11 protein-coding genes and 4 pseudogenes are annotated in these 20,817 nt (G+C 68.7%); 5 read left to right on the plus strand and 10 right to left on the minus strand.

The genetic code is table 11. The features are described from left to right. The first annotated feature begins 182 nt into the window (after window positions 1-182). Entirely contained in the window at window positions 183-1,175 is a 993-nt protein-coding gene (locus AC5P09_RS29655; RefSeq protein WP_493876816.1) for an SMODS domain-containing nucleotidyltransferase, read from the plus strand. Beyond that, window positions 1,172-2,935 carry a ThiF family adenylyltransferase gene (locus AC5P09_RS29660; protein ID WP_493876817.1) on the plus strand — a complete coding sequence of 588 codons (1,764 nt, stop codon included), beginning with the start codon at window positions 1,172-1,174 and terminating at the stop codon, window positions 2,933-2,935. Before AC5P09_RS29655 ends, AC5P09_RS29660 begins: the two co-directional genes overlap by 4 nt. 86 nt (window positions 2,936-3,021) lie before the next feature. On the opposite strand, the gene AC5P09_RS29665 is transcribed toward AC5P09_RS29660, so the two are convergent. Further along, a complete protein-coding gene (locus AC5P09_RS29665; RefSeq protein WP_493876818.1) occupies window positions 3,022-4,176 on the minus strand; it encodes an SAVED domain-containing protein in 1,155 nt (384 codons plus the stop codon). 137 nt (window positions 4,177-4,313) lie between these two features. Between AC5P09_RS29665 and AC5P09_RS29670 the strand changes: the two are divergent. Further along, window positions 4,314-4,709 (plus strand): annotated as a pseudogene (locus AC5P09_RS29670) (NsdA family TPR-like regulatory protein); the annotation flags it as partial. Next, window positions 4,706-5,259 (plus strand): annotated as a pseudogene (locus AC5P09_RS29675) (GNAT family N-acetyltransferase). The pseudogenes AC5P09_RS29670 and AC5P09_RS29675, both read left to right, overlap by 4 nt. Before the next feature lie 364 nt (window positions 5,260-5,623). On the opposite strand, the gene AC5P09_RS29680 reads toward AC5P09_RS29675, so the two are convergent. From AC5P09_RS29680 to AC5P09_RS29695, 4 genes are all read right to left on the minus strand, one after another. Further along, a complete protein-coding gene (locus AC5P09_RS29680; RefSeq protein ID WP_493876861.1) occupies window positions 5,624-7,747 on the minus strand; it encodes a glycoside hydrolase family 3 N-terminal domain-containing protein in 2,124 nt (707 codons plus the stop codon). Window positions 7,748-7,971: 224 nt separating this feature from the next. Continuing rightward, on the minus strand, window positions 7,972-8,862 hold the full coding sequence (locus tag AC5P09_RS29685; RefSeq protein WP_493876819.1) for a carbohydrate ABC transporter permease: 891 nt from the start codon (window positions 8,860-8,862) through the stop codon (window positions 7,972-7,974). Between the two features lie 10 nt (window positions 8,863-8,872). After that, window positions 8,873-9,835 (minus strand): carbohydrate ABC transporter permease, encoded by a 963-nt coding sequence (locus tag AC5P09_RS29690; RefSeq protein WP_493876820.1) that lies wholly within the window; start codon window positions 9,833-9,835, stop codon window positions 8,873-8,875. Window positions 9,836-9,838: 3 nt separating this feature from the next. Further along, entirely contained in the window at window positions 9,839-11,116 is a 1,278-nt protein-coding gene (locus AC5P09_RS29695) for a sugar ABC transporter substrate-binding protein (protein ID WP_493876821.1), read from the minus strand. Window positions 11,117-11,609: 493 nt separating this feature from the next. On the opposite strand from AC5P09_RS29695, the gene AC5P09_RS29700 reads away from it, so the two are divergent. Continuing rightward, complete coding sequence (locus AC5P09_RS29700) at window positions 11,610-12,716, plus strand: LacI family DNA-binding transcriptional regulator (protein WP_493876822.1); 1,107 nt, start codon at window positions 11,610-11,612, stop codon at window positions 12,714-12,716. An 82-nt stretch (window positions 12,717-12,798) separates the two neighbouring features. Here the strand turns inward: AC5P09_RS29700 and AC5P09_RS29705 are convergent, their stop codons facing one another. The 5 genes and pseudogenes from AC5P09_RS29705 to AC5P09_RS29725 all read right to left on the minus strand — a co-directional run bounded on the left by AC5P09_RS29705 (window position 12,799) and on the right by AC5P09_RS29725 (window position 20,774). Continuing rightward, a complete protein-coding gene (locus tag AC5P09_RS29705; protein WP_493876823.1) occupies window positions 12,799-13,431 on the minus strand; it encodes a class I SAM-dependent methyltransferase in 633 nt (210 codons plus the stop codon). Window positions 13,432-13,500: 69 nt separating this feature from the next. Continuing rightward, window positions 13,501-16,050 carry a beta-glucosidase family protein gene (locus tag AC5P09_RS29710; protein WP_493876824.1) on the minus strand — a complete coding sequence of 850 codons (2,550 nt, stop codon included), beginning with the start codon at window positions 16,048-16,050 and terminating at the stop codon, window positions 13,501-13,503. A 459-nt stretch (window positions 16,051-16,509) separates the two neighbouring features. After that, window positions 16,510-16,923, minus strand: a pseudogene (locus AC5P09_RS29715) (carbohydrate-binding protein); the annotation flags it as partial. An 18-nt stretch (window positions 16,924-16,941) separates the two neighbouring features. Continuing rightward, window positions 16,942-18,918: pseudogene (locus AC5P09_RS29720) on the minus strand (carbohydrate-binding protein); the annotation flags it as partial. Window positions 18,919-19,484: 566 nt separating this feature from the next. Then, window positions 19,485-20,774 carry an ROK family transcriptional regulator gene (locus AC5P09_RS29725; protein WP_493876825.1) on the minus strand — a complete coding sequence of 430 codons (1,290 nt, stop codon included), beginning with the start codon at window positions 20,772-20,774 and terminating at the stop codon, window positions 19,485-19,487. Window positions 20,775-20,817: the final 43 nt, after the last annotated feature.

The following is a 20,817-nucleotide window of genomic DNA, read 5'->3' on the forward strand; positions in this document are numbered from 1 at the left end:
GGCGCGTTCGGGCGGGCTTACCGAGGCCCCCAGCTGTGTTCGCGTCGGGGACGCTTGGGGCTGACGACGGCGTGGTGTCAGTGGTGACGCCTAGGCTGAATGAAGCAAGTGTGTTGCGCCGTCAGTTCCCTTCCTCTGATGTGGTCCGGGGGCGGTCGGCCCGTTCGAATGCGAGGACAACCATGCAGCTCGCCGACCATTTCAATGAGTTCCTGCGCACTACGGTCAACCTGGGCCAAGTCAAACTCGACCTTCTCGATACCAGGGTGGAGGCGATCTACCGGGCGCTGAAGGCGGACGAGGAAATCGGCTCGCTGATCCTGGGCAAGATTCCGCAGGGCTCATGGGCGCATCGCACGATCATCGACCCGGTCGGCGGGACGGAGTTCGATGCTGACGTGATGCTGCTGATGGCCGAGAACCCGGACTGGTCGCAGAGCCCCAAGACGTATATCGAGGAGGTATATGCGGCCCTGCATCGGCACAGCATCTACAAGGACATGCCTCACTCGCGTAAGTGCCGATGCGTGCGGCTGGTCTACAGCAACTCCATGCACGTGGACATCGTTCCCTACGTGGTGCTGGTCGACGGTCGAGAGGTCATCGTCAACCGCGACGAGGACACCTGGGAGAACACCGACTCGCAGGGCTTCACCACTTGGATGCGCACTCAGGACCAGATCGCTCAGGGGAATCTGCGCAAGGTCATCCGGTTGATGAAGTTCCTGCGCGATCACAAGGGATCGTTCACCGGGACGCGGTCGGTGATCCTGACAACGCTGCTCGGCAACCAAGTTCATGACTACAAAAAGTTCTCCGATCCGGGCTACTACCGTGATGTGCCCACTGCTCTATTGCACATCGTCGGTGACCTGGACACCTATCTGCAGGCCAACGAGATCAAGCCTTCGGTCGCCGACCCCTCCGGGTCTGGGCTGACCTACGACCACCGTTGGGAGCAGAACACGTACTCCTACTTCCGCGACCGCATCCACAAGCACGCCGCCGAGATCCACGCCGCTTACCACGCCGAGGACAAGGACACGAGCCTCCGGCTGTGGCAGGACCTTTTCGGCCCCGAGTTCAAGGCCCCGGTCACGGCAACCAGCAGCGCCAAGTTCCCCGTGGCTGCCGCCTCGGTCACCGCTGTCGCGCGGCCCGGTCGCGCCGGGTGAGCAGCAGCAAGAACCGACTCGCACCGACGGACTGGCAGAAGCAGGCCCTGGCCGAGCTGCGCGAGGCGGCGGCCGAGCAGCCGGACGTACTGCGTCTAGTGGGTGTTCCGGCTCGCGGCCAGAACGGTGCGCTCCGGGTGACACTGCGGCTTCACACCGGTCCCTTGACCACTGCTGACGGCGGCTTGGTTCTGCAGGAGCACGAGGAGTTCGTCCTGACCCTGCCAGCCTCACCGCTGTCCGCAACCACCGTCGAAGTCGAGCACTGGAGGTTCGCCGGCTACCCGCACGTCCTCCAGGGGCGCCAGTTGTGCATCTTCCTGGACCCCGCCCGCGAGTGGGATCCGCTGCGCGCGGGCATGCGGGCGTATCTAAACCGGCTGTGGTCCTGGCTTAGGGACGCGGCAGCGGGCGAGTTCGACGCCTCGAAGGCGATGTACCACGCCGTCGGCGGAGTGCTTCACCACACACCCGGCACCCCGACCCTGGTCGTACGCGTTCCCGGCCCCGACCAGCGGATCCAGACTGGATATCTGATCGCGCGCACCGAGCACCGCCTAGACCTGGCCTACAGTCCGCCCCCGGAAGGCGGGGCCGCACGGTTGCCAGTGATCACCATTGCAGGCGCGCTGCCGCTCGGCGGCGGCTCCACCTTTGCGGAGCTGCTGACCTACGTGGACAACCCTCCGTTCGATCGCCAGCAGAGAGGCTCGCCGCAGGCGGTCGCCCAGTCTCCGGCGATCCTGACCACGCTCGCGGCCAGTGCAGCCCGCAACCCCGATGGCTCGCCGCAGTACCTGATTCTGGCGGTCCCGCACCCTGCGGGCGGCCCGCCCCATCTGTTGGGTGCACGTCTTCCCGCGCCCGCCGCGGATGCGCTGCGGCACATGGCCCACGAGCAGGGTTCCGCGCTGAACATCGACGCCTCCCGGATCCGCTCGGACCTACTGATCGAATGGTGCCCTGTGTCCGATGAACGACCTGCCGTGACCACACGTCGCGATGACGGAAGCCTCATCGGGGGCTTCTTTGGGAAACACGTGCATGTCTGGGGCTGCGGCGGCCTTGGCTCCTGGATCGCCGAGTTCGTCGTCCGTGCCGGCGCCTCACAGGTGACGGTGTGCGACCCCGGAACAGTCACCGGCGGACTGCTGGTCCGGCAGAACTACGTCGAGGTTGACGTTGGAGCCTCCAAAGCCCAGTCCCTGGCCCGACGGCTGCGAGCAGTGGATGACACCGTCGCGATCCACGTCCACGACGGCGTACTGCCCGACGCTGCAGCTCTGGCGGGCGCCGAAGTCATTATCGACGCGACCGTCAGCATTGCCATGGGCCACATCCTGGAGCGCCTCGCAGCTAGCGGGGGACTCCGCCCGGTCCTGGCTCAGGTAGCCACCGACACCCGCACCGGCACCTTGGGCCTACTGAGCGTCTCCGCGCCCACCACCGCACAGGGGCCCAGCAGCATCGACACTGCCGCCGGGAAGATCGTACTGGCCGACCCCGCCCTGGAGCTTTACCACCGCCTGTGGCAGGACACCCCGGACGGCGACGAACTTGTACCGACCCGCGGCTGTTCGGTGCCCACCTTCCACGGGTCATCGGCCGACCTGGCCGCTGTCGCCGGAACGCTGACGTCCTTCCTGGGGATGCACCTGATCACTCCCGGCTCGGGTACGCATCTGGTCGCGCTTCCTCACGCCGCCGGATCGCCCCATCACCGCTTTCTGCCCCACGACCCGACACCGGCCGCGCCCTGACCCGCCCCGCGCGCACTGGGCCGGTTGTGCTGTCACCAAGGTGAACGCAGTAGCGGGCTATCGGCTCGCCAGCGCGTGCCAGTGCGTCAGGGGATCTCCAAGGCCAGTCGATATCCGCTCGGCGTGCGGTCGTAGAGCACCAGCGCCGGGTGCACCTGCCGGTCGCGTACCCGTCCCAGGCTCACCCCGGCCGAGAGCGGCACCGCGAACAGCACGTGCAGGCGCCGTACCTGCTTCGCGCTCGCCTCCAGATCCGCGAACAGCGACCGCAGCACCTCCTGGAACTGGGTCAAGGAAGCGCGATTGCGCAGCACGTCCGGCGCGGCGGCAGCACCGACAGGGCTGATGCGGTAGCGGCGTAGTCCGGCGAGTTGGTGCGGAACCTCCTCGGGCTGGATCGTGCCTGAGAGGTTCAGCACCAGCACCGCCTCATGTGCGGGAGGCTGGTCTACGTCGAGGTGGACCGCGAAGCCGACCACCGGCGCAGTCGAAGACCACGACCAGGACTCGTCCTCGCGGTGGCGCTGGTAGATGTCGGTGGGCACGGTGTCGTCCAGACGGGATCCGAGGTAGACAAGCAGTGGCAGCCGGGCGAAGCCGAAGACGCTCAAGTGCGCGACTTTGTCTCGGGCGATGCCGCGGTTGAGCTGGTTGTCGATGACCTCGTCGATGGCGGCGGTGGCCGCCCGGTAGTAGGGCGAGCCTCCAGTCTCCTCATCGGGGATGTCACGCAGATCGATCGTCATCTCGCCGGCCACGTGGCGCAGGTCGATCTCCACGCCATGCCGCTCATAAGACTCCAGGAACAGCGGGAACCGATCCCCGGAGGTGATCACCGTGGTAGCAGCGGTCTGCCGGGTCAGCTCGACTTCCTGGCCACGCACCCGGCCCACCATCCGCAGCACCGTGGTCGCCCGGTCGTCGGCCAGCCCAGTGACATGCTTGATGCGGTCCTCGTGAGCGCGTTTGAGCGCGCGCAGCCGTTCCACGGTGAAAACGTCCAGGGTGCCGGAAGCGTCGATCTCGTCGTGCTCGTCGGCGCAGACCAGCATCAAGTTGTCGGCCGTGTCGCGTTCCACCAAATCGTGTTCACCGCGCGGGGATCCTACGGTCTGTTGCTGGCCCACGATGTGCGCCAGCTCCCCCTGCCGCACAGTGCGGCCCGTCATCCCACCGTCGAGCAAATACCTATTACAGATCGCGCACCGGCCACCACTGCGCACCCACACCTCCAAGCGCACAGGCGCTGGGATGGCTCGTCTCCCGCCGCCCTGTCCCGCAGCCTTCCTCGCCATAGCTTGTCTCCTGCCTCGGAGCGCATCTGCTGGAACCATTGTGCGTTCCCAGCCGCCCGTATGACCGCCCCTCGATCCCAACACAGGAAGCCATGTTGCGTTCCGACCCCGCCGACTACCGTCCGGTGTGGATGCTCGCCTTCTACGACCAAGCCGAGCTGGATTCCCTGGCCCTGTCAGCGCACTTGTCGCTCGGCGACTACTCGACCGCCGAGTACCACGCCCACCGCTGCCTGGCCGCCCTCCGACCCCACATGATCCGGTCCCGAGCCATCACCACCACCCGGCTCGCACACGCCCAACTCGCACAGGGCGCCCCCGACGCCGCCATGAAGGTCCCCGCCGACGCCGCCACTCAGCACGCCCGGGTAACGCGCATGCTGCAGGAGTTCGGAGCCGCGCTGCGCGCCACCGCACCGGGCAGTTCCAGCGTGCAGACCTGGACCGAGCACGCCGCCACCTGGAGGATGGCCGCATGACCACGGCACCCGCCATCGAACTGCGCACGTCACCACCCTCGACACCGCCCGCGGCGACCTCCTCGACGTGTACGCAGACGTGCGCGCCCCACTGCTCCACCTGCCGAACTACGCGGTCACCGCGTTCGGCGAACGCATCGACCGGCACAGCACCGAGCCCGGATTCATGGCCGTCCTCGCATACGCGAACGGCCATCCGGTCGGCTACGCCTACGGCAACACCATCGAACACGGCGATCGGTATTGGCAGCGCACCAGCCCGGCGCCGGCGGACAAGTACACCGAGCATCCGGCCGTGGCCTTGAAGGAGATCGGCGTCCGGCCGGCTTGGCGGAAGACCGGCACCGCCCGCCGCATCCACGACGCTCTCCTCGCCACCCGTGACGAGCCGTACGTGACGCTCATGGTCAACCCGGCCGCCGGTGACGGAAAGGTCCACGCGCTCTACGAGTCGTGGGGATACGAGGACATCGGGCAGAGCCAGCCCTCACCGGCCTCGCCGACCCTGATCGTGATGATCCGCGCGATCCGAGGACCGGACCGCAGGTAGTCCAGGAACCCTGTCAGGTGTCAGATCCACAGGACAAAGCCGCAGTGGGGCAAGAAACACGAGCCACCACAAGATCCTCAGTCAGCGGTCGCTGCTCACACTGCCGCCTACTTGCCGATAAAGGACACCAGCCGTAGCTCAGCGGAATCGGACAACCAAAGCCCTACCGCCCGCCCCCTTATTGCCTGGTGTGGCGCTGACCTGGGGTTCTGGTGTTGGCGGGCGGGGTTTTCGGACCCCGCCTTTTTCATGTCCTCGGGGCGCCCGTATGGCCACACGGGCGCCCCACCGGCTTCACCCTCCGTGGGGCACCTGCGTCGTCGGCCGACTCGGCTGACGGCGCCGTGGTCGCTGCGTCGGGCAGCTAGGCGATCGTCAGCGTCGTCTTGGCCGTGGCGAGCGAGCTGTTGCCCACGTAGATGTCGATGGCGCCCTTTTCGATCTCGAAATGTCCACCGGTGTCGTTCGTCCAGAAGCCGAGGTCGTCGGCGCCGAGGCGGAACCGGACGGTGGTGCCCTGGCCCGCGTCCAGGCTGACCCTGCGGAAGCCGCGCAGCCTGCGCACCGGCTGCACGATGCTCGCGACGGGGTCGTGGAGGTAGAGCTGGACGACCTCGTCGCCCGAAAGCTCGCCGGTGTTGCGCACGGTGACCGCCACCTCGACGGTGTCGCCCTTGCGGAGCGCGCCCGCCGAGATCCGGCGGGCGCTCAGGGCCGGGTCGCCGATGGCGAACGATGTGTAGCTCAGGCCGTGCCCGAAGGGGAACTGAGGCCCGTCAGAGAGGTCGAGGTACTTGGACGTGTACTTTTCGACGGCGTCGTACGGGCGGCCGGTGTTCTCGTGGTTGTAGTAGATCGGGATCTGCCCGACGGTGCGAGAGAAGGTCACCGGGAGCTTGCCGCCGGGGTTGACGGTGCCGAACAACACGTCCGCGATGGCGTTGCCGGCCTCCATGCCGGGATGCCACGCCTCTAGGACGGCGGGGGCCAAGTCCAGCCAGCCGCCTGTGGCGAGAGGACGCCCGTTGACCAGGACGACGACGAAGGGCTTGCCGGTGGCCGCGACCGCGGTGATCAGGTCCTCCTGCGCGCCGGGCAGTGTGATGTCGCTGCGCGCGCCGGCCTCGCCGCTCATCCACGGCGGCTCGCCGACCACGACGACGGTGACGTCGGCCGCCTGGGCCGCCGCGACCGCGTCCCTGATTCCCGAGGTGTCCGTACCCTCCGGGTTCACCCCCGTGACGGCCGTGACCTTCGCCTTGGGGGCTGCCTCCCGGATCCCGTCCAGCACGGTCGCCGAGGGGAACTTTTCCCACCCAGGGCCGGCCCACGTGCCCTGTAGATCCTTGGAGTCGGAAAACGGACCGACGACGGCGATGGTACCGACGCCCGCACGCAGGGGCAGGGCGGCCTTGTCGTTCTTCAGCAGCACCATGGCTCGCGCGGCAGTCGTTCGCGCTGCGGCGCGGGCCTCCTCGGTCGGCTTCGTGATCGCCGCTTCCTCGTCGACGTAGGGGTGGTCGAAGAGCCCGAGCCGGAACTTCAGACGCAGGATGCGGGAGACCGCGTCGTCCAGGCGACGGGTGGTGATCCGGCCGCTGCTGAGCAGTTCCTCGCCGTGGTCCATGAGGTTGGTGCTGACCATCTCCATGTCCACCCCGGCGTTCAGGGCGAGCCTGCCGGCGTCGGCCCCGTCGGCGGCGAAGCCGTGGACGATCAGTTCCTGCACGCCGGTGTAGTCGCTGACGACGAAGCCGTCGAAGCCCCATTCGTCCTTGAGGATGTCGGTCAGCACATGCTCGTTGCCGTGGGCGGGGACGCCGCTGACGGTGTTGAAGGACGCCATGACGGTGGCCACGCCGGCGTCGAGGGCTGCCTTGAAGGGCGGGAGGTAGTGGTTGCGCAGACGGGCCTCGGAGACGTCCACGGTGTTGTAGTCGCGGCCGCCCTCCGCGCCTCCGTAGGCGACGAGGTGCTTGGCGCACGCCGCGATGCGGTCCTTGGCGTCCAGGTCCTTGCCGTCGCCCTGGTATCCACGGGTTTTGGCTGCCGCGAAGACCGCCGTGAGGTACGGGTCCTCGCCGTTGCCCTCCGCGATGCGCCCCCAGCGCGGGTCGTGAGTGACGTCCATCATCGGGGAGAACGTCCAGCGGACCCCGTTGGAGCGCGCCTCCGCCGCCGAGACCTCGGCGTCCCGCTCGGCCACCGCCGGGTCGAAGCTGGACGCCTGGGCCAGGGGGATGGGGAACGTGGTCAGGTAGCCGTGGATGATGTCGCCGCCGAACAGCAGCGGGATGCCCAGCCTCGACTCCTCGACGGCGATCCGTTGAAGGGCGTTGGTGGTGTCCGCCCCGTAGATGTTGAGTACGGACCCGAGCAGGCCCTTGCGGGCGGCTTCCTCCGCCTGTGCGGTCTGCCCGCCGCCGGGGCCCGTCTCGCCCGTCCAGGACAGCTGCTGCAACTGCCCCAGCTTCTCCTCTACGGTCATCCGGCCCAACAGGGCCTGGGCCTCTGCTTCGTACGGGCCGGTTCCGCCCTTCGCTGCGGCTGCCGAAGCGGGGTCCTCGGCCGCCTCTTCGGTGCCCGCGGCTGCTGCGGCGGCGACCGTCCCGCCGAGTGCCGTCATCGCTGTGCGCCTCCGTATGCCACTCATAGAACATTGATCCTTTTTGCCTGTGGGGGGGAATCTCCGGGCTGTCCCAGGCCCTGTGGTCACTTGATGCCGACGGTGGCGATGCCTTGGACGAAGTAGCGCTGCAGTGCCATGAACAGGGCGACGATGGGTGCGATGACGAGAACTGATCCGGCCAGCAGGAGGCCGTAGTGGGTGGAGTTCTGGCCCTGCGAGTACAGCGCCAGGGCGACCGGGAGGGTGTACTTGTCCTCGGTCTGGGCGGCGACCAGCGGCCACAGGAAGTTGTTCCACGAGCCGAGGAAGGTCAGGATCGCCAGGGTGGCCAGCGGCGGCCCGCACAACGGCAGCACGATCCTGGTGAAGGTCCGGATCTGCCCGGCGCCGTCGATCCTGGCCGCCTCCAGGAGCGAGTCGGGGATGCCGAGCATGAACTGCCGCATGAGGAACACCCCGAGCGGCGAGGCCAGGAACGGCAGGATCAGGGCTGGGTAGGTGTTGACCATGTGCAGCTTGGCGACCATGACGAACATCGGTACGAAGGTCACCACGCCGGGCACCATGAGCGTGATCATGACCAGGGTGAACAGCAGGCGCTTGCCGGGGAAGTCCAGCTTGGCCAGCGCGTAGCCGATCATGGAGCAGAAGAGCAGGTTGCCCAGCACGGTGAAGACCGCGACGATCAGGCTGTTGAGGAAGTAGTGGCCGATGTGCAGGTCGCCGAGCCAGGTCGTGTAGTTGCTCAGGGTCGGCGACTGCGGGAGCCAGCCGCTGGGGTCGCGTACCAGCTCACCCTGGGTCTTGAAGGACGACAGCAGCATCCAGGCGAACGGCATGAGTGTCGCGGCGAGGGCGACGGCCAGCACGGCGTAGGTCAGCACGCGTGCGCGCCGCGAGGTTGCGGTGGGCGATGCACCACCGCCGCGCGTCTTCGGTACGGCCGGGGAGACGGTGGGTGTCGAGTGGGTCATGTTCTCCGCCTCAGTCCTTCGGCCGCAGCAGTCGGAACTGGAGCATGCTCAGCGCGGCGATCACCGTGAACAGCACGTAGCTGGCTGCCGAGGCGTAGCCGTACTTGCCGAAGCCGAACTGGTTGTAGGTGAAGTAGCTCACCGACAGCGTCGAGTTCAGCGGGCCGCCCTGCGTCATGACGAACGACTCCTCGAAGAACTGGAGGTAGCCCACCGAGAGCATGACCGCGCCGAACAGCAGGGTCGGGCGCAGCAGCGGCAGCGTGATCCGGCGGAAGCGCTGCCACGGGCTGGCACCGTCCATGGTCGCCGCCTCGTGCAGTTCTCCCGGGACGTTCTGCAGGCCGGCCAGGAAGATGATCATCAGTGTGCCCATGTTGCGCCACGCGGTCATCACGATCAGCGACGGCAGGGCCCAGGTGGTGCTGTGCAGCCAGTCGGGACCGGTGATGCCGATCCAGCCGAGCACGGTGTTGAGTACCCCGTCGGGCTGCAGGATGAAGCGCCACACGACCGCGACGGCGACGATGCTGGTCACCACCGGCGTGTAGAAGCCGACCCGGAACAGCGTACGCAGCCGCGTGATCCCGCTGTTGAGGGCCACGGCGAGCGCCAGGGCGACCGCCATCGTCAGCGGGATGCCGAACACGACGACGTACGCGGTGTTGACCATGGCCTTGCGGAACTGCTCGTCCCCGAACAGGTCCACATACTGCCGCAGACCCACGAAGTCCACCGCGAACGGCGTCTGCGCGTCGGTGCTGCGGAAGTCGGTGAACGACATCAGGAACGAAGAGACCAGCGGGACGAGCATGAAGACGGCGAAGACCAGCATGAACGGCAGTGCGAACAGCCATGCGGCCAGTCCCTGCCGCCGCCGTGCGGCCGAAGGGCCGCCCCGGGCCCGCCGGGGCCCCGCGCCCCGGCCGGCGCGGCGTCCCCCGGCCGGGGCGTCTGCGGTGGTGGTCGCCATCGGTCAGTTCCCGGTTCCCATGGAATCCGCGCTCTTCTGCAGGTCGCGCAGCGCCGAGGCGGGGTCGGTGCCCTTGACGATGCGTTCGATCTGCCCGTCACCGGCGTCGCTGACCTGGTTCCAGGCGGTGTTGTTCGGCGCCGCCTTGACGTTCTTCAGCTGCTCCTTGAAGACCGCCAGCTTCGGGTCGCCGGTCAGGCTGGAGTCGTTCCAGGCGGACTGCACGGCCGGCAGGTCACCGGTCATCTTGTACCAGCTGGCCTGAACGCTGGGCTTGGACAGGTACTGCACCAGCTTCCAGGCCGCGGCGCTGTGCTTGGAGTTGCGGAAGACGACCAGGTTGGAGCCGCCGACGAGCGAGGTGGAGCTCTGGTCCTTCGGGATCGGCATGACGCTGTACTTCTTGTCGAAGCCCTTGCCGCCGGCGTCGTTGATCGTGCTGATGTCCCAGGGACCGTTGATGAGGGCCCCGGTCGTGCCCTTGACGAACGACGCCTCCGCGGCCCCGGGCGAGATGTCGGGGTTGCGGTCGGCGATGCCCTCGGTGAAGAAACTCTGGTAGTACTTCATCGCGGTGGCCATCTGCGGGGTGTCGAGGGTCCACTTGGTGCCGGCGCCGTTCATCAGCGACCCTCCGGCCGACCAGACGAACGGCAGCGCGCCCTGGAAGGCGAGGCTGCCGTTGCCGCCGGTGGGCAGATTGATGCCCCACTTCGCGCCGGCCTTGGTCTGCATCGCCTTCAGCATCGCCTTGAAGTCGGCCGAGGTCTTCGGCGGGCTGGTGTACCCGGCCTTCTTGGCGAGGTCGGTGCGGTAGTAGATGACACGGGTGTCGACGTACCAGGGCACACCGAGCGTGTCCCCCTTCACCACCGCCGACTCCTTCGACCCCGGGAAGATGTCACTGGTGTCGATCCCCTTCGGCACCTGCTGGAAGGCGTCCGCGAAGTCCGGCATGTAGGTCGTGCCCATCTGCGCGACATCGGGTGTCGTGCCGCCGGCGATCGCCGTCTGGTACTTGCTGTGCGCGTTGGCCCAGGGGATCGCGGTGACGTTCACCTTCACACCGGGATTCTCCGCCTCGAAGCCCTTGACCAGCGCCGGCAGCTTCTCCCCCTCGGTACCCTGCGCCCACAAGGTGATCGTGCCCTTGACCTTGCCGGACGGCACCGCACCGGACGGCGTCGACGACGACGCGCCGGTATCGCTCCGCCCGCACCCCGCCACCAACAACGCGGCGGCCACGCACACGGCGGCCGTAGAAGTCTTCCTCAGCACCATTGCTGCCCCTCTCCTGGGAACCGCCACCAACCGGATGACGGAGGGATCGATTGATATAAGCGCTTAGATCCTCAGCGTGCTCGGAATCTAAGCGCATAGGAGGTGGCCTGTAAAGAGTCGATGCCGATCACGTTACGGCTACGGTCCGACGCTCGACCGCCGGAGACCTGCCCGGAAACCGCCCAGCCGCAGGATCCCGAAACCCACGGGCAACGCCACTACCTGCGGAAAGTTCAACGGCAGGACAGCCGAAGCTCTCACCTGCCACCACCGGCGACCGGCCAACGGCGCGCTATCGGCGGCCCGGCCGGGTCCCGTCGAACCGACGAGCCGCACTCCGCGATCGGTCAGCGCTGTCGACGGTCACATTTCGCCAAGATCGCATCCTCGGGCACCGAGAGGAGTCAGGACGACTCCGCCGCGGTCAGGGCCCGTACTCGCCGTCTAAGCGCATAACATGGGGCAGGAAGCGGCTGAGGAAAGCAGGGGGAACGTGGCGAAGGCTCCGACGGTCTATGACGTGGCGGAACGCGCCGGGGTGTCCATCGCGACCGTGTCGATGACCTTTCGCCGTCCCCACAAGGTGAAAGAGGAGACCCGGAAGATCGTCGAGGCCGCTGCCGAGGCGCTGAACTACGTGCCCAGCGCGAGCGCGCGCGGGCTGGCACATGGACACACCGGGGCGCTGGGCCTCTACTCGTACGACATCTTCCTCCCGGAACCCGACGAGAGTCTCGGGAGCAAGGCGGCGGGCAGCGCGCGGTCCCGAGCCAAGGTCCCTGTGGTCCGGGACGACGGCGACGACGACTACCGCCGTTTCCCGCTCTACGTCCACGAGGTGCAGCGTGGTGTCGAGCTCGAGTGCTGGCAGCGTGGGTACGCGCTGTTGATCGGCGGGGCCAGTCAGGCCGACAGCGCGACCCGGGTCACCGACATCGTCGGGCGGGTCGACGGGCTCGCGGTCTTTCCCGACCACTCCATCCCCGCTGAAGTCCTTGAGCGGATCGCGCGCCGGAAACCGGTGGTCGCCGTGTCGCAGCGACCGCAGGACGACGGCCTGAGCCATGTCTCGATCGACAACAGGGGCGGCATGCGCGCGATGACGGAGCACCTGGTCGTCGAGCACGGGATGCGCGATCTGCTGTTCGTCGGTTACATGAACACCTTCGACGCCCAGGAGCGGTTCGCCGGATTCCGGGCAGCGCTGCGGGCAGCCGGACTGCGCGTGCCGAGCAAGCCCGCGCAGTTGATCGGCAAGAACTACGTGGAAAGCGTCGTCGCCGATGTCCTGGCGCGTGACGCGCTGCCCGAGGCGTTCGTGTGTGTCAGCGACGAGATCGCCCTCGACCTGATGAAGGTGCTGGCCGAGCACGGGGTGCGGGTCCCGGAGCAGGTGGCCGTGACGGGGTTCGACGGGGTCGTGGCGGGGCGGGTCGTACGGCCTTCGCTGACGACCGTGCGTCAGCCGATGCAGGCGATGGGACGAGTCGTGGTGGACATCCTCCTGGAGCGGATCGCCGACCCGGCCGGGCAGCCGATCACGCGTCGGCTGCCGGTCCAGGTGGTGCTGCGGGAGAGCTGCGGCTGCTCACGGCCCTGAGACTCCGCGGAGTGGCCGCCCGCATGGAGGTCGCCTGGTCAGGGCATGACAATCCACGGCGTGATGGTCCGCGGTATGGCGATCATGAGGCGCCGACCGGCAGGCGGGCCCAGAACAGGGCATGGCCCCCGTCACCTTCCGGCACGAACTCCTCCCGCTCAATGGTCAGCCCGACCTGAGCGATCCACTCACGGTTGGTGGCGGCGTCCGCGTGACTCCACCACATCGGAGCCCCGCCGCCCAGCCAGTCCTCCTCGACGCCGGTCCAGGCACGGTGCCCTGTCGTGGCCACGAACCAGCCTCCCGGACGCAGCCACCCGGCGATCTTCCGCAACAACGGCGGCTGCTCGGCCAACGGCACGTGGATGAGGGCGTAGAAGGAGACGACCGCGTCGAAGGAGGCGGCGGCGAAGGTGGCCGCCGTGGCATCGACGTGGATGAACTCCGCCTGCGGCACTCGTTCCCGAGCCCGGCGGATCTGCACCTCGCTGATGTCGATGCCGGTGACCTGGTGACCGGCATCGGCCAGAGTGCGGGCGACCGGCACGCCGCTTCCACACCCCAGGTCCAGCACTGTGCCGCCGGCCGGGATCCGCCGACGCAGGTCGTCGAGAAGCTGCTCGTACTTGCTCTCGGCGCCGTACGACTCGTCGTACCGCAGGGAGACGGCGTCGTATCCACGCCGGACGATGTCCTTGAGGTTGTGCGCGTCCATGCCCGGAGACGCTAGTCATTGCCCCGAGCCGCTGCGAACGCATTTCGCCCCCGTCCGACGGCCTCCGTCTCAGCGTGTGCCGACCCTGTGGGCATCGACGACCGCATCGACGGCCAGGCGCAGGTCGCGGCTGGAGCGTCCGATGTGGAGCCGGTAGCGGCCGGGAGGAGTGTGCCAGCCCTGTGCCTCGGTGTCCCAGATCTGGAAGGCCCGGGCTGGCACGTGGACCTCGGCGCTGACGCGGGCGCCCGCCTCCGCGTGGACGGTGGCGAAGCCCGCGAGCAGGCGCACCGGCCGGTCGGGGCCGTCCTGCGGGGGCTCCAGATAGACCTGGACGACCTCACGGCCCGGGCGCGGTCCGGTGTTGGTCAGCTCCACGGTCAGTTTGAGCCCGTCTCCGCCTGCGGGGCTGGTCAGGGAGGCGGCGGAGACGGGGTACTTGGGGGAAAGGGTCACGGACTCGTAGGACCAGTGGGTCCAGCCGAGGCCGTGGCCGAAGGGGAAGGCCGGAGCGAGTCCGGCGCGGTCCCAGGAACGGTGGCCGATGTGGACGCCTTCGGTGTAGTCCACGATGCCGTCGCGGGGGCGGGCGTCGGGTACGGGGACGTCTTCTGCCCGGGCGGGCAGCGTCCACGGCAGCCGGCCCGACGGCTCGGCGCGGCCGAGGAGCACGTCGGCCAGAGCGTGCCCGGCCTCCTGGCCCGGCAGCCAGGCCCACAGCAGCGCCGGTACCTCCTGCGCCCAGGGCAGGAGGACCGGGGCGCCGGCGTTGACGACCACGAGGGTGCGTGGGTTTGCGGCGAGGACCTTGCGCACCAGCTCGTTCTGGTGGCCGGGCAGGTCGATGCTCGTGCGGTCCCAGCCCTCGGATTCGACCTCCTCGTTGGTGCCGACCACGACCACGGCCACGTCGGCGGCGGCCGCCGCGGCCACGGCATCGGCAATCTCCTCGTACGGCGTGGGCGCCGGCGGAGCGTGCCGCAGCTGGGCGGTGACGAAGCGGTTGTAGCCGCCGGCGTCGACGACGGTGAGGTCCACCACAAAAGCGATGCTGCGCGGCTCGTCACCCACGTGGAGGTCGATGTCCTTCAGCGGCGGGTGGTGGAAGCTGGAGTCGAGCACCAGCTCCACGCCCCGGTCGTCGTCCCCTGACAGGATCTCCTCGCCGTCCACGGTCACCCGGAAGCGTCCCACGCACCCGATCTGGAGGCGGTGCGTTCCGGGCTCGGTCAGGGTCAGTACCGTGCGCAGGACGACGCGGCGGGTGGCCAGGGTGAAGGCGCCGTAGGCGCTCCAGTCAGCGTCGCGGCGGACCTCGCCGCCGATCAGGGTGGCGTCGGCGTCGAAGAAGTCGGCCCGCACCCCGGGCGCGCCGGTGTCGGGGTCGGCCAGCAGGTCGCCGGACACGAACGGGGCGCCCAGGCGGGAGTCGCCGCCGCGGTGCACGCTCAGACGCACCTGCTCGGGCAGGGCGGCACGCAGCCCCTCGGCGAAGGAGACGGAGCGGACCGCCGGGACGAACGCGCTGCCGCCCCCCTGGAGGTAGGGGTCCACGGCGTTCGGGCCGATCAGTGCCACACTGGCCAGCCTCTCCGGGGCCAGCGGCAGCAGGTCCTGCTCGTTGCGCAGCACCACTGTGCCGCGGCTCGCCACCTCGCGCAGCAGACCGAACTCCTCCGGCCCCGGCGCTTCGGGAGCCGCAGACGGCCGCGGATCGTGGCCCGGTGCCCCGAGCCGACCGGTGTGCCGGGCCAGGCGCAGCAGCCGCAGCACCTTGTCGTCCACCAGGTGCTCCGGCACCTCGTTGGCGCGTACCGCCGCCACGAGCGCGTCGCCCCAGGGGCCGCCCGGCCCGGGCATCACCAGGTCCAGACCGCCGAGCGCCGAGGCCGCCGTCGATTCGGTGGCGGACCAGTCGCTGACCACCGGCCCGGTGAAACCCCACTCCTGTTTCAGGACCTCGCGCAGCAGCCGCGTGTGCTCGGTCATCGGCGCCGACTGTGTGCCGTCGTCGACGCCGGAGTAGGCGGACATCACACTCCACGGCTCGACCTCGGCGAGGACCTGCTCGAACGGGGCTAGGTACACCTCGCGCAGCGTGCGCTCGTCCAGCCGGGCCCGGTATCGGGTGCGGTCGGTCTCCGAGTCGTTGGCCACGAAGTGCTTCAGGCATGCGCCGACGCCCAACCCCTGGAGACCGCGCACGACCGCCCCGGCCACCGCCGCGGTCAGCAGCGGGTCCTCGGAGAAGTACTCGAAATGTCTGCCGGCGACCGGCGTGCGCTGCAGGTTCACCGCAGGCGCCAGCACCACGTCGACGCCCTTGCGCCGTGCCTCGGTGGCGAACAGCTCCCCCAGCCGCTCGGCCAGGCCCGTGTCCCACGCCGCCGCCAAGGCGCTGGGAGCCGGGGCCAGCAGCCCGGTGTCCGCGGGGTCGTCCAGGGTGCCGCGGACCCCCTGTGGGCCGTCCGACATCGTCACCGCCGCCAGCCCGAGTCGGGGTTCGGCCGGAACTCTCCACAGGCTCGCCCCCGTCAGCAGCCGGACCTTCGACTCCAGGTCCATGTCCCGGATGCGGGTGAGCAGCTCGGAGTCATCGGGCAGGGCAGCGGGGATCATGCTGGTCCTTACATCAGATCTAAGCGCTTAACTTCTCCGGATGCTCGAAATCTAAGCGCATAGAAAGCGGGCTGTAAAGCGATGCAGACGGAGAGGGCGGGCCCGAAGGATGGCGAGCACCAACTCCTGCGGCGATCTGGCCGAGGCATGGCCGGTGCCACCAAGGGGGAGCAGCGCATGCGGGCCTCCGCGTGCACCGGAAGCCATCGCGCCGGCGCCGGTCGCACCGGCCTCGACCGGGCCGAACTACTGGACTCGACGGGCGCCTGGTAGGTGCACACAGCGGTACCCGCCACGCATACGAAGGCGGCGCTGTTCGTGTAGCCGCCCTCTACGGAGACCGCGCGCGGACGACTGCGACATGGACCTCCGGTCCGGGCGACTCGCCCGGGCGTCTCCAGACACCCGGGCGAGTCGCCCAGACCCACACACCGCTCAACCTCCGTTACGGAGACAGACTCAGTGGGTGAACGTGAACCAGTTGAGGTTGGTGAAGTCGGCGGACTGGTCGCTGGCGAAGGTCAGGTAGACGGAGTGGGTGCCGGTGACGCCGGAGAGGTCGGCGGTCTTGGTGGCCCAGGTCTGCCAGCCTCCTGTGTTCTCCACCGTGACGCTGCCGACCGGGGTGCTGGTGGGTGAGTCGAGCCGGACCTCGATCCGGCCGCTGACGCCGCTCGCGGCGCCGGATGCCACCCGGACCTGGAACTGGGTCGCGGCCGTGGTGCCGAACTGCACCTTGGGGTACTCGGCCCAGTCGCCGGGGGAGATGTAGGCGATGTCCTGCCCGCCGCCGGTGTCACCTGTCTTCTCGATGACGACGCCGGACGCGTTGAGGTAGTTCTCGGCCTGGATCGTGCCGTACGCGTCGGTACCGGTGTCGCGGGTGAACGTGAACCAGTTGACGTTGGCGAAGTTGTCCGGCTGGTCGCTGGCGAAGGTCAGGTAGACGGTGTGAGTGCCGGTGACTCCGGAGATGTCGACAAGCTTGGTGATCCAGCTCTGCCAGCCGCCGGTGCTGTCCACCTGGATGCTGGCGACCGGCTTGCTGGAGCGTGAGTCGAGCCGCACCTCGATCCGGCCACTGACGCCGCTCGCGACACCCGATGCCACCCGGATCTTGAACTGGGTCGCGGCCTGAGCTCCGAACGCCACGTTGCGGTACTCAGTCCAACTGCCGTTGCCCAGCCAGCTGATGTCCTCCCCACCGCCCGTGTCGCCACTGGCCTCGACGGCGGCACTGGAGGCGTCGTCGTACGCCTCGGCCTGGATCCTGCCGTAGGCGTCGGCAGCGGCGGCGGACGACGACGAGGGTGTCCAGACGTACGTGCCGACGGTCTTCGGCGGCAGGGCGTCTATGAGCTGCTGCTGCCCGCTGCGCAGGGTGAACTCCTGGGCGTCGGAGGTCCCGTTGATCACGACGGTCGCGACCGTGCCGTCCGGGTTGCGGAAGGCCACCGTGGTGACGGTGTCGGTGCTGCCGTAGTCGCTCCAGATGCGCTTGGCGCCGCGCTGGACGAACTTCGAGAACTGCGCGAACAGGTAGTACTCGGGCAGCATCCAGTACGTGTTACGGCTCTCGGGGTCCTGGATGAGCGGCGTCGGGTCGGGGCGGCCCAGCTGCTGGCTGTCCCGGTTCTGGTCGAGCATCGTGACCCACGAGATGTAGCCCGTCGACCAGCTGCGCAGGTACCGCGCGATCCGGTCCGCGCCGTTCGTGCCCCACAGCATGCGCTCGGTCATGACCATGTCGAGGTCGGGGTAGTCCGTCTTGGCCAGGGACATCATGCTCGGGTCGCCGGAGTAGTCGTGCCAGGCGATGCCGTCGGTATTGCGGTAGGCGTCGGTGTACCCGGACTCCTTGGTGCCGAGCGAGTCGGGGAGGTAGGTCCCGACGTCGCCGAAGTTCCAGTCCCAGGCCCAGATCTGTGTCTTGATGCCGTGCGCGTCGAACTCCGCGCGCATGGCGTTGATGAGCTTCTTCGACTGCTGGGCGCTGACCAGCATGCTCGGGTAGATGCCCGCAGGCCAGCCGGGTTCGTTCTGGGGCGAGACGGCGTGGACGGTGATGCCCTGCTTGGCGTACGCCTGCAGGGTCATGCGGTAGTAGCGGGCGAGGGTGGGGATGTACTCGTCGAGCAGGTGGCCGTCGATGAGGCTGTTGTTGTCCTTCATCCAGGCCGGGCCGCTCCAGGCGGTGCCGCAGATGAAGAGGTCCGGGTTGATCCGGAGCGCTTCCTTCAGGGTCGAGATGATGTGGTTGTCGATGTCCTTCTGGATGGAGAACCGCGACAGGGTGGGGTCGGCCGGGCCGTCGCAGTAGGTGTAGAAGTCCGGCGAGTGGTAGAAGTCGGAGCTGCCGAAGCAGATGCGGGTGAGGTCGAACCCGGCGCCGCTGGTGGGGTGGAAGAGCGCCTGGAGGGCCTTGGTGCGCGTCTTCTTGTTCATCAGCGACAGGTTGTGGATGGTCGAGTCCTCCATCGAGGAGCCGATGCCGAGCATGCTCTGGTACGCCTTCGCCGGGTCGACGTTGATCACCGAGCCGAAGTCCCTGCCCGAGGCGGCCAGCGCGATGTCGTCCTGCCGGCTGAGCTTGTAGGCGACCGAGGCCAGGCCGACCGCCGGATCGGCGAACCAGGTGCCGCTCTTGGGCGCGTAGCCGCTCGCGGTGGACTCCGAACTCCAGGTCACGCTGGCCTTGGCGGTGGGGCTCGGACGGCTCGGGGCGGCACTCGCCCGGCCCGGCAGCGCGAGCTCGGACCCCGCCGCCGCGGCGGCGACAGCGGCGGCGGCAAGGAAGTTCCGGCGGCTGAGGCGGGCGTGGCCCTGCGGGGACGACGGTTGCGCGGGCGTGGAAGCGGACGTGGACATGGATCGGCTCCTTCAGATCTGGGCTCGTCGTCCCGACGCGAGCGCAGGCTGGTTGTCGAGGTGCGCAGCCCTGGGCAGGCGGCCGGTCGAGGGCCGCGGGCCGGTGTGGTCCCCACACATGGAAGCGCTGCACGTCTTATTTCAAGGTGTAATGGAAGTGCTCTAGGCGCCGGGCGTCAAGGTGTCGGACACAATGAATCGCAGCGACCGGAACCCAACGTGCCGCTTCCGCGGCGCTCTGAGCAGCGTGGCGCACCGCGCGGCAGCAGGGAGTTCGCGGCGCTTACGCCGCCCAACTCGTAAGCCGTGCCGACGACTTCATCCACGTAAACCCCGAAGACCGTCTCCGACCCGAAGGCGTCCAGGGCTTCGTCGTGCCGCCCCGCCGCGTGGCAGCGTCACCCTCGGCTGGATCACGGACGAGCGACCACATCACACGGGCGTCGCTGTGCTGCGAGAGACGTTCGTAGTCGCGGACGTTACGGCGGACGCGCTTTCGCCCGCAAAGGTGATGGCCTGGTCGCCTCCGCGAGCGAGCAGGCCAAAATCCGTTCATGCCGGCTCTTTCAGCGCGCAGTCCGTTCGTCTAACACCGTGCGCCACGCCGGAGACAGTCCCTCACTCACGGGCTCGGCGCGCCGCCCGCCCCGTGCGAAGAAGTCGGCGAGGGGCAGGATCGCGGCGCCGACCGTGACCGCGTCCGGGCCCAGCCTGCCGAGGTCGACGGAGACACGTTCCGCAGGATGGCGCAGGGCGTAGGAGGCGGCGTGCCGGCGTACGGCGGGCAGGAAGCGGGTGCCGAGCTGGAGCCCTGCCCAGCCGCCGATGAGGATGCGCTCGGGCTGGAAGAGGTTGATCAGGTCGGACAGTCCGGCGCCCACGTACTCGGCGGTCTCCTCCAGGACGGCGAGTGCCACCGCATCGGCCGGGCCGCCCTCGGCCGGGTAGGCCGCGGTGAGCATCGCGGTCAGCGCGGTCTCCTCGTCGATGCCCTCCGGCGGGTGCCCGCCCGCCTCGCGCCAGCGGTCGAGGAGCGCCCCCGCTCCCACGTACGCCTCCAGGCAGCCCCGGGCACCGCAGCGGCAGCGGCGCCCCCCGACCCGTACGGTCACATGCCCCCACTCAAGGGACCGACCGTGCTCCATTTCCTCGGTGACGAGGCAGGCGCCGACGCCGGAGCCGAGGAGGACGACGACCGCGTTACGGGCACCACGGCCGGCGCCGAACCACATCTCGGCCAGGCCGAGCGTCCGGGCGCCGTTGTCGATGAAGAACGGGACAGAATCAGGGAGTTCACACGTCGCGCGCAGCAGGGATTCGAGTGGGACGGCGTCCCAGCCGATCGTCTGGCCGTGGACCACAGCTCCCTGTTCGGGGGTGCGGGCGACGATGCCGGGGACGCCGATACCGACGCCCAGAAGCTGATCGGGGGCGATGTCCGTCTCGGCGAGGACCTCGGCGATACCGTCGCGGATGTGGCCGACTATGACCCCGACGTCGTAGCCCTCATGCTCCAAGGGCCGTTCTGTGCGGCCGAGCTCGGCGAGAGTGAGGTCGAAGAGTTCGACGCGTACGCGGGTCTCACCGACGTCGACGCCGATCATGTGGCCGCTGGCGGGTGCGACGCGCAGCAGGATGCGGGGCCGTCCGCCGTCGGACTCGACGCTGCCGGCCTCCTCGACAAGGTTGTCCTCGACCAGTTCCGCGACCACGTTGCTGATGGAACCGCCGCTCAGCCCGGTGGCCGGGGCCAGCTCGAAGCGGCTCATCGGCCCGTCGAAATACAACCGTTGCAGCACGGCGGTGCGATTGCCCCGCCGCAGGTCACGCACGGTCCGCCCGCTCCGCCCCGCCATGTGGGTCCCCTTCCCATCTGCCCGACCTGCAAGATACCGGTGC

Source organism: Streptomyces sp. a15, assembly GCF_059026085.1.

Coding starts and splice junctions, on each gene's coding strand:
- AC5P09_RS29710 (WP_493876824.1), bottom strand. CDS start 16,050: ATGATCCCCGCTGCCCTGCCCGATGACTCCGAGCTGCTCACCCGCATC.
- AC5P09_RS29695 (WP_493876821.1), bottom strand. CDS start 11,116: ATGGTGCTGAGGAAGACTTCTACGGCCGCCGTGTGCGTGGCCGCCGCG.
- AC5P09_RS29690 (WP_493876820.1), bottom strand. CDS start 9,835: ATGGCGACCACCACCGCAGACGCCCCGGCCGGGGGACGCCGCGCCGGC.
- AC5P09_RS29680 (WP_493876861.1), bottom strand. CDS start 7,747: ATGACCGTAGAGGAGAAGCTGGGGCAGTTGCAGCAGCTGTCCTGGACG.
- AC5P09_RS29655 (WP_493876816.1), top strand. CDS start 183: ATGCAGCTCGCCGACCATTTCAATGAGTTCCTGCGCACTACGGTCAAC.
- AC5P09_RS29705 (WP_493876823.1), bottom strand. CDS start 13,431: ATGGACGCGCACAACCTCAAGGACATCGTCCGGCGTGGATACGACGCC.
- AC5P09_RS29725 (WP_493876825.1), bottom strand. CDS start 20,774: ATGGCGGGGCGGAGCGGGCGGACCGTGCGTGACCTGCGGCGGGGCAAT.
- AC5P09_RS29685 (WP_493876819.1), bottom strand. CDS start 8,862: ATGACCCACTCGACACCCACCGTCTCCCCGGCCGTACCGAAGACGCGC.